This window comes from Streptomyces sp. NPDC057543, assembly GCF_042801895.1.
Taxonomy (GTDB): domain Bacteria; phylum Actinomycetota; class Actinomycetes; order Streptomycetales; family Streptomycetaceae; genus Streptomyces.
The window spans coordinates 1-8,936 of sequence record NZ_JBHVFF010000324.1 but is presented as its reverse complement, the minus strand read 5'-3'; the positions used below and the strand labels follow the sequence as shown (position 1 = coordinate 8,936).

At 72.2% G+C, this 8,936-nt stretch carries 7 protein-coding genes; 4 read left to right on the top strand and 3 right to left on the bottom strand.

The features are described from left to right. Positions 1-209: 209 nt before the first annotated feature. Together ACFU8Q_RS35510 and ACFU8Q_RS35505 are read left to right on the top strand one after the other, a co-directional pair. On the top strand, positions 210-992 hold the full coding sequence (locus ACFU8Q_RS35510; RefSeq protein WP_384462461.1) for an MBL fold metallo-hydrolase: 783 nt from the start codon (positions 210-212) through the stop codon (positions 990-992). Beyond that, complete coding sequence (locus ACFU8Q_RS35505) at positions 989-1,609, top strand: DedA family protein (RefSeq protein WP_384462458.1); 621 nt, start codon at positions 989-991, stop codon at positions 1,607-1,609. The genes ACFU8Q_RS35510 and ACFU8Q_RS35505 overlap by 4 nt, the downstream gene beginning before the upstream one ends. Here the strand turns inward: ACFU8Q_RS35505 and ACFU8Q_RS35500 are convergent. The 3 genes from ACFU8Q_RS35500 to ACFU8Q_RS35490 form a co-directional block, all read right to left on the bottom strand. Next, entirely contained in the window at positions 1,599-2,657 is a 1,059-nt protein-coding gene (locus tag ACFU8Q_RS35500) for an MBL fold metallo-hydrolase (RefSeq protein ID WP_384462455.1), read from the bottom strand. The genes ACFU8Q_RS35505 and ACFU8Q_RS35500 overlap by 11 nt on opposite strands. 25 nt (positions 2,658-2,682) lie before the next feature. After that, positions 2,683-3,960 carry an aminotransferase class I/II-fold pyridoxal phosphate-dependent enzyme gene (locus ACFU8Q_RS35495; RefSeq protein WP_384462452.1) on the bottom strand — a complete coding sequence of 426 codons (1,278 nt, stop codon included), beginning with the start codon at positions 3,958-3,960 and terminating at the stop codon, positions 2,683-2,685. 180 nt (positions 3,961-4,140) lie between these two features. Further along, positions 4,141-4,992 (bottom strand): SMP-30/gluconolactonase/LRE family protein, encoded by an 852-nt coding sequence (locus ACFU8Q_RS35490; RefSeq protein ID WP_384462464.1) that lies wholly within the window; start codon positions 4,990-4,992, stop codon positions 4,141-4,143. Between the two features lie 868 nt (positions 4,993-5,860). Here ACFU8Q_RS35490 and ACFU8Q_RS35485 point away from each other — a divergent pair. Together ACFU8Q_RS35485 and ACFU8Q_RS35480 are read left to right on the top strand one after the other, a co-directional pair. Then, the gene (locus ACFU8Q_RS35485) at positions 5,861-7,051 is read left to right on the top strand and encodes an AbrB family transcriptional regulator (protein WP_384462449.1); all 1,191 of its coding nucleotides are present in this window, start codon (positions 5,861-5,863) and stop codon (positions 7,049-7,051) included. Between the two features lie 329 nt (positions 7,052-7,380). Continuing rightward, a complete protein-coding gene (locus ACFU8Q_RS35480) occupies positions 7,381-8,886 on the top strand; it encodes a bifunctional phosphatase PAP2/diacylglycerol kinase family protein (RefSeq protein WP_384462446.1) in 1,506 nt (501 codons plus the stop codon). Positions 8,887-8,936 lie beyond the last annotated feature (50 nt).

Genomic DNA, 8,936 nt, shown 5'->3' with positions numbered 1-8,936 from the left:
GGTGGATCAGCGCGCGGCGTCAGATGCGGTGCATCGCAAGGCGGAGGGGCGCTCGCATACTGGCTGTATTCGGGCGTTCCGACAACGCGGCGAGGCGCCGTAGCTGTCGTCGTGCGCCCGCCAGGGACTACGGGACAGCCCTTAGGCTCGATGCCGGGGCCGGAGCAAGGAGCCGGAACCAAGGAAACCCGGGAACGAGGAGGCACCGCGTGCCGGTGGAAGTCACCTGGTGGGGTCATGCCACCTGCACGATCGAGGACTCCGGGGTCCGCGTGCTGACCGATCCGCTCTTCGTCCGGCGGCTCGCGCATCTGCGCCGCCGCCGCGGCGAGCTGCCCGGCCCCGAAGCCGCGGTCGCCGATGTCGTGCTCGTCTCGCATCTGCACTCCGACCACCTGCATCTGCCGTCGCTGGCCCGGCTCGCGCCCGGCAGCCGGCTCATCGTGCCGACGGGTGCGGTGCGCTCCGTGCCGGGCCTGCGGGTGCTGCGCTCGGTGCGCGGGCTGCGGATCACCGAGGTCTCTCAGGGCGACGTGGTCCGGGTCGGCGAGATCCGGGTCCGGGCCGTTCCCGCGCTGCACGACGGCAGGCGGCTGCCCGTGGGCCCGCACCGCTCCCCCGCGCTCGGCTATGTGGTCGAGGGCGAGGCACGGACGTATTTCGCCGGTGACACCGGGCTCTTCGACGACATGGCCCGGGCCGTCGGTCCGGTGGATGTGGCGCTGTTGCCGGTGGGCGGCTGGGGTCCGTATCTGGGCCACAGTCATCTGGACGCGGGCCGGGCCGCGCAGGCGCTGGCCCGGCTGGCTCCCCGGTCGGCCGTGCCGGTGCATTACGGCACGTACTGGCCGATCGGCATGGACGGGATCAGGCCCCACGAGTTCCACTCGCCGGGTGACGAGTTCGTCCGCAAGGCGGCGCTGCTGGCGCCGGAGGTGGCGGTGCACCGGCTGTCGCACGGCGAACACGTGCGGCCGGAGGCCGCCCGGTGATCCAGGAGGTCGTGAGACAGCTGCCCCCGGAGTCGACGCAGCAGGCGGTCGGCTACCCATCCCTGTTTCTACTGGTGGCACTGGGCTCGCTGGTGCCGGTGGTGCCGACGGGCGCTCTGGTGAGTTCGGCCGCCGTGGTGGCGCTGCATCAGGCGTCGCCGTTCTCGCTGCTGATCGTCTTCGGGGTGGCGTCGGCCGCGGCGTTCCTCGGTGACATCTGCCTGTACTGGCTCGGTCAGCGCGGGGTGCGGTCGAAGAACGGTTCGAAGTGGCTGCGGACGATCAGCGACCGGGCCGCTCCGGAGCGGCTGGCGCAGGCCCAGCGGAAGCTGGACGAGCACGGTGCGGTGGTGCTCGTGCTGTCGAGGCTGGTACCGGCGGGCCGGATTCCGGTGATGCTGGCCTGTCTGCTGGGCCGGATACCGCTGCGCCGGTTCGCCCGCGGGGACGTTCCGGCCTGTCTTGCGTGGGCGGCGACGTACCAGCTGATCGGCATTCTGGGCGGTTCGCTCTTCCCCGAGCCGTGGCAGGGCGTGGTGGCGGCGGTGGGTCTGACGCTGCTGATCAGCGGGGCTCCCGCGGTGTGGCGCAGGGTGCGGGCGCGGTTCAGCCACTGACCGTGCCGGGTACCGGGTCGAGCAGGCGGGAGCCGCCGATCGGCAGGTCCCAGAGCCGTGTCCGGGGGTGTCCGGCCCGCTGCCAGGCGGTACGCAGCCGGGCCAGCGGTTCCAGTACGGGCTCCGCGGAGAGCAGGAAGGTCGCCCAGTGCATCGGCGCCATCGCGCGGGCGCCGAGGTCCTCGTACGCCTGCACGGCCTCCTCCGGATCGGTGTGTACGTCACCGAGCCACCAGCGCGGTTCGTACGCCCCGATCGGCATCAGGGTCAGGTCGATGCCGGGGTACCGGCGGCCGATCTCGCCGAACCAGTGCCCGTACCCGCTGTCCCCCGCGAAGTGGATCCGCTGCCCGTCGCTGCCCTCGGTGCCGATGATCCAGCCGCCCCACAACGAGCGGCAGGTGTCGGTGAGGGTGCGCTTGGACCAGTGGTGGGCGGGCACGAAGTCGAAGCGGACGCCGTCCAGCCGGGCCGATTCCCACCAGTCGAGTTCGGTGACACAGGTGAAGCGGCGACGGCGGCACCAGTGGCCGAGTCCGGCGGGGACGAACAGCGGGGTGTTCCGGGGCAGCCGGCGCAGGGTGGGGGCGTCGAGGTGGTCGTAGTGGTTGTGGCTGATGACGACGGCGTCGACGGGCGGCAGGTCCTCCCAGCGGACGCCGACCGGCGTGATCCTGGCCGGGGTGCCGAGGATGCGCCGGGACCAGACGGGGTCGGTGAGGACGGTGAGACCCCCGGTGCGGACGATCCAGCTGGCGTGCCCGGCCCAGGTGACGGAGGTGGCGCCGATGGGGGTGACGGGCAGGGGTTCGGGGGCGTACGGGAGCCGGTGCATGCCGCGCAGCCCTTCCGGGTTGGGCCGCAGGGCGCGTTCACGGGCCAGTCGGGACATGCTCATGACCCTCGGGAGTGGCGTGGTGAGCCGGTCCGCGAAGGTTCTGGGCCAGACCCGGACCTCGCCCAGCGGACGTGGCTCGACGACCTCGCCGCGCGAGACCTGGTGCGGGTGCGCGGTCCCGGTGCGGGAGCGCTCGGTCTGTTCCGTCATCGAGAGACTCCTGTCTCGCTGTTCCTCATCGGAGTTCGTCGAGTGTCGTCCCGAAAATGTTCAGGGCTTCGGCCACATGCGGCAATTCCAGGGGCTCCACAGCGGTGAGGGACTCCATCTGCTGTTCCGGAGTCGACCCGAGCAGCGTCCCGGTGCCCAGCCGTACGCGCAGCGCCCCCAGTTCGTCGCCGAACCGGTGGCCGCCCGGCGTCGGTGCGCCGAGACGTTCCGTCAGGTACTCCTCCAGCTCCAGGGAGTCCGTGACACCGCGGTTCGCCAGCCGCGATCGGAGTGGCCCGAGGTCGACGTACAGATGGCGCCCCGCCTGCGGGGGCCTGGCCAGCGCGCCCGATGCGAGGACCGCCCGGTGGGCCGCCGCGGCGACCTTCGCCTGCAGTGCGGCGGCCCGGCGGACCCGGTCGGTGACGGATTCCGGTTCGCGCAGCGCGTGGGCGGCGGCCATGGCGACGGGTCCCGCGACGAGCGCGCCGAGCGCGGTGAGGATGTCGAGGGTACGGGCATGGCGCGCCGACGCCCGCTCGGTGTCCGGGAACCGGGCGATCGCGACCGGCCAGGCGGACGGGGTCAGCGCGCCGGCGAGATCGCTGACGACCGTGACGTCGTCGGGGCACATCTCGGCCGGACTGAGCAGGACCGTGTCGTGCGGCCGGTGCAGGGTGTCGCGCCACGTCTCGTCGCTGACGATGTGCATCCCCTCGGCGACCGCGGCCTCGCAGGCCTCGCGCACCAGTTCCGGTGGGGCGACGGTGGCGGTCGGGTCGTCGACGACGGAGATCAGCAGCAGCCGGGGCCGGCCGCCCTCGGCGCGCACCCGGCGCACGGTCTCCAACAGCGCGTACGGATCGGGCACGCCGCCGCACTCGGCCGGGGTCGGCACGTGGTAGGCGGGCCGGCCCAGCAGCCGGGCCTGCGGGATCCAGGTGGCCGTGCAGGGGCGGGGCATGAGCACGTCGCCGCCGTGCGCGGCGATCAGTGCGAGCAGCAGCGGCGAGGCCCCCGGGGCGGCGGCGACGTGCTCCGGGTCGCCGTGCAGCCCGCGCCGCGCCCAGTAGTCGGTCGCGGCCTCGCGCAGGGCGTCACCGCCGCCGGTCGGTTCGGGTTCGCCGCGTCCGGCCGCGGCGGCGAGCACCTCGGCCAGTTCCGGCAGGACGGGCAGACCGGGATCGGGGGCCGGCGGCCCGTACCGGACCGGGCCGCGGTCCTCCCGTACGGAATGTGCTCCGCCCCCGCCCTCCCCGCCACGCCCCGCCAGTCCGGTCCGCCCGGTCCGCTGCCGCGCCATCGAGCCTCCTTTCGCCGCCGCCCCGTCGCCCTGTCCCGTGCGTCTCGCGCTCAGGACCTTTCAGTACTCAGGACCCTTTTGCACTCAGGACCCTTTTGCACTCAGGGCCCTTTATACGAGGGTTCGACCGACGGCGCCCGCCCGGCGGAGCCGTCGCCGGTGCCGGTCGAGGGGGCGGGTTCAGCCCGCGAAGGCCGTCCCGGGCATCCCGTGCCCCGCGTCCGGCAGCACCAGCAGCGAACCGGACAGCGGGTGCGGGGCGGCGAGGCCCGTGCGGGCCGTGGAGATGTAGAGGTCGCGCAGGTCCGCACCGCCGAACGCGCAGGCGGTCGGGCGTCGTACCGGAAGTCCGACGACGCGGTCCAAGGAGCCGTCGGCCGTGTAGCGGCGCACCGCGGCACCGTCCCACAGGGCGACCCAGACGGCCCCGTCGGCGTCGACCGTCAGCCCGTCGGGGAACCCCGCGCCCTCCTCGATGGTGGCGAACGGGCGCCGATTCACGGCGTGTTCTCCGTCGAAGTCGAAGACGTCGATGCGGCGCGTGGGCGTGTCGATGAAGTACATCAGCCGCTCGTCCGGGCTCCACCCGATGCCGTTGCCGCAGGCCACGACGGGCAGTACCGGGGTGACCGTGCCGTCGGGTGCGATGCGGGAGAGGCTGCCGCCGGTCTCCGCGCCGTCGTAGCGCATGGTGCCCGCCCACAGCGCACCGTCCGGGGCGACCGCCCCGTCGTTGCCGCGACGTCCGGGCTCGCGGTCGTGGACCAGCCAGCGGAACGCGCCGTCGGGGCCGTACAGGCCGATGCCGTCACGCAGATGGACCACGAGCCCGCCACCGGCGCGTGGTTTGGCCGCTCCGACGTGCTGTTCGGTGGCCATGACCGTACGAAGGCCGGTCACCGGGTCGTAGGTGTGCACGCGGGCGGCGACGATGTCGACCCAGATCAGCCGGCCGCCGACCGGGTCCCAGGTCGGGCCCTCGCCGAGCTCGGCCTGCTCGCGTACGGCCACGTCCAGGCCTGTGCCACTCAATGTCTCTTCCCCTCGATGTCTCTGCCCCTCGTGGTGTCCGAGCCGGCCGGAGAGCACCTCGGCACCGTCGGCCGCGAGGCCCACCGGCTCCTTCTCGCGCTCCTCGGTCCGGCGGACCACCGGAATCACGCACTCAGCTTGAGAAGCTGTTGTCTTTCGGGCGACCTCCGTCGAACAGGGACAGCTGGGACCGCTCCCGCCAGCCGATTCCGCTCCTACTCCGGAAAAAGGGTCGTTTGTGAGAGTCACTAGGCGTCGGGGGCGATGTTGCTCGGGTGGATCTCGGTGGTCTCCCATTCCAGCATTTTCATCCGCTCGACGCTGATGCGATACACCGGTACTTCCCCAGCTACCAGGTCTGCTCCGCGTGCGGGCACAAGGACGGCCCCAAGCCGTTGCACATACGGCAGTGGACCTGCCCGGACCTGCGGCACCCTGTACGACCGGGGCTGGAACGCGGGCAAGAACGTCCGCCATGAAGGCCGCCGCATCCACGCGACCCTCTCGACTGCACCACCCACCCCCGGACCGGGAGCCCGACGCCGGTAACGGCACGCCTGCGGAGCGCACGTAAGACCAAGGGAACGCCCTGGCAGCGCACACAACCCCCACCCCGCGTGGGGAAGAACCAGGAACCCACCGGAGCGGGTGGCCCTCACCCTATGACGACCACCCACAGACGGAGAATCCTCGCCCCTCAGGGCAATCGGAGGGGGTCAATGCGGCCAGCCCACCGCATGGAGCAGGTGTGGGTGTTTGACTTGCCCACGACATGTCGACAATACGGACATTGTTCCCTTTTGATACTTTTAACTGTGGGTGTCGCGTCAAGCGGCGAAGAAGATGAGCATTACGGTCGTAGAGATCGGTGCCGACAAGGAGGACAGTGCCCTTCCCTACCACCCTGTTTCGTTCTGCCCGATCATCGGCGCCCCTGCGCACAGCGGCGGCCTCACCTGCCGTTCGCTGGCTGCTGCTCGCCACCGTGTGCTATTTCCTTGGCAACTCCGCCCGGTGGGCCGGCGTCCCGGCCGCGCATCTGCTGACCGCGCTGGTCGTGGGTGTGATCGCGTCACTGACGGGCACCATGCGGTCGCGGTTTCCCGCGCGTGCAAACCGTTCGGCGCAAGCGGTGGTCGGCGTACTCATGGGCAGCTACCTCGACCCCGGGGCGGTACGGTCCGTGGTCGGCTCGATCGGACCGCTGGCCGGCGTGACGCTGGCCACAGTCGTTCTGTGCCTCGGCGTCGCGCTGATACTCCCGCGCCTGACCCGGATGAGCCATAGCGACGCCGTCCTTGGAATGGTCCCAGGCGGGTCCGCGGCGATCATCGCCTGCGCCGACGACCTGGACGCGGACAGCCGGGTGGTGGCGTTCATGCAGTACCTGCGGGTCGGCATGGTGGCCGCCTCCGCGCCGGTCGTCGTACTGGCCCTTCACACTGCTGCGCACGCCGGGAACCCCGCTCACGCCCGGCCGTTCGGATCCGCCCTGCTGCCGGACTCCCTGGCCCTGGTGAATTCCTCACACACCTTGGCAGGTCTGCTCGTCCTGGCCGCGCTCTGCACGCTCGGCGGCAGCCTCGGACGTCGGCTGAGGCTGCCCGCGCCCACGCTGCTGGGCCCCATGCTGCTGACCGCAGTCGGCGTGTTCACCGGCGCTGCGCACGGGTTCCAGCCGGTCGGGCCGCTCCAGGACGCGGTCTTCGCGGTGATCGGCCTGGAGGTGGGCTCGCGCTTCACCCGCCCCACGCTGCGCCACGTCGGACGCATGCTGCCGTATGTACTGGCCGCAACCTTCACCGTCTGCCTGATGTGTGCCGCGCTTGCCGGCGCGCTGGCCGCCGCGGTCGGCATCTCCTTCAACGACGCCTACCTGGCTACCACTCCCGGCGGCATCAACGCGGTCCTCGCCACTGCCGCGTCACTGCATTCCAACGTCGCCCTCATCTCCACCTCTCAGAGCCTTCGGCTCTTCCTCGTGGTGATGCTCACACCGTTGCTCATCCGCTGGGTGACGAGCTACGGGGCCCGGACCGTGCGCAGGCACGCAGCGTGAGCGGGCGCACCGGCCGGACCGCGCCCGGTGATCCCACTCGATGAGGTCTACGCGACCATGAGGCGGCCGCTGTGGGGAGAAGACCCGGCACAAGGGCGCCCCCAAGAGGCGCTCCGCCCCGGACGCGCTCGCGGAGATCCTGTTCATGGGCCGTCGGGTCCGCCTGCACGTCCTGCTGGGGCATGACCCAGGTGCGCCAGAAACCGGCCACGGGACGATCTTGGAGTTCTGAGCGTCTCCGCCGCCACCCGCCCTGCGCATACAGTCCGGCCGCGCGGCGCGAGCGCGCCTCCTGGTTCGGCACGGCCGGGCGGGGTATTCGCTGTCCCATGTCCGCAACGCGTATCCCGTTCACCGTCCCGTCGTCCACCGCACTTCGCGATGCGCTGCACCGCCGCGATCTCGCCGCGTTCCGGAGCCTGGCCCACCGGAACTGGCCGGGCGCCGGGCCGGTGCTGCCACGGCTGAGCCGCAGCGCCGATCACGGACTCCTGTGGCTGGGCGCCGCGGCCGCGCTGGCGGCGCTGGGCGGCAGTGCGCGGGCGCGGCGGGCCGCCCTGCGCGGGATGGCCTCGCTGGGCGTGGCTTCGGCCGTGACCAACACCCTCGGTAAGAGCGCGGTACGCAGACAGCGCCCGTTGCTGGACGCCGTGCCGGTGATACGGCGGCTCACGCGTCAACCGATCACCACGTCGTTCCCCTCCGGGCACGCCGCGTCGGCTGCGGCGTTCGCCACCGGCGTGGCCCTCGAATCGAAGGGCTGGGGCGCGGTCGTGGCGCCGCTCGCCCTCTCCGTCGCCGCGTCCCGCGTCTATACCGGAGTCCACTATCCAAGTGATGTGCTGGCCGGTGCGGTGCTCGGTGTGGGCGCCGCGCTGGCCCTGCGCGGTGTCGTGCCGACCCGTGGACAGCTCCCGGCGCCGGGCCGCCCGCCCGGTCACGCGCCCGCACTGCCGGCCGGCCAGGGCCTGGTGGTCGTGGTCAACGAGGAATCGGGCACCGCTACGGCGACGGCCTCGCTGGTGCGGAGCGCGCTGCCGGGTGCCGATGTGGTGGAGTGCGCCCCCGATGAGCTCTCCGCCGAACTGGAGAAGGCGGCGGGCCGGGGCAGGGCACTGGGGGTGTGCGGCGGGGACGGCACGGTCAACCGCGCCGCGGCCGTCGCCGCCGCGCACGGCGTGCCGCTGGCGGTGTTTCCGGGCGGGACGCTGAATCACTTCGCCTACGACCTGGGCATCGAGACCGTGGACGACACCTGTGCGGCGCTGCTCGCCGGCGATGCGGTGCGGGTCGATCTCGGCCGCTTCCGGCCCGGTCCCGAGGGGCCCGGCGGTGCCCACGGCTACTTCCTCAACGCCTTCAGCATGGGCGTCTATCCCGAACTGGTACGGGCCCGTGAGCACTGGGCCCCCCGGGTAGGAGGCTGGTCGGCGGGCGTGCTCGCGGCCTGGAAGGTGCTGCGCGGAGACCGTCCGCTGGAGGCGGAGGTGGAGGGACGGCGGCGCCCGCTGTGGCTGCTGTTCGTGGGCAATGGGCTGTTCCAGCGCGTGGGTCCGGCACCGGGCCGTCGGCACAACCTCGCGGATGGCCTGCTGGATGTGCGGGTGGTGCACGGCGGCCGCACGCCGGGGCTGCGCCTGCTCGCGGCGGCCGTCGCAGGTCCCCTCACCCGCTCCCCCGTCCACGCGGCACAACGACGCCACCGGGTGCGGATCACCGGCCTGACACCCGGGACTCCTTACGCTTTCGACGGTGAAGTCGCCTACAGTCGCCATGAGTTGATGATCGACAAGCTCCCGGAGGCAGTGACGGTGTACTGCCCCATGCCGGTGTAGCGAAGCACCCGGAGAACAGCCACGCCCGACCGAACCGGGCGAACCAGGGG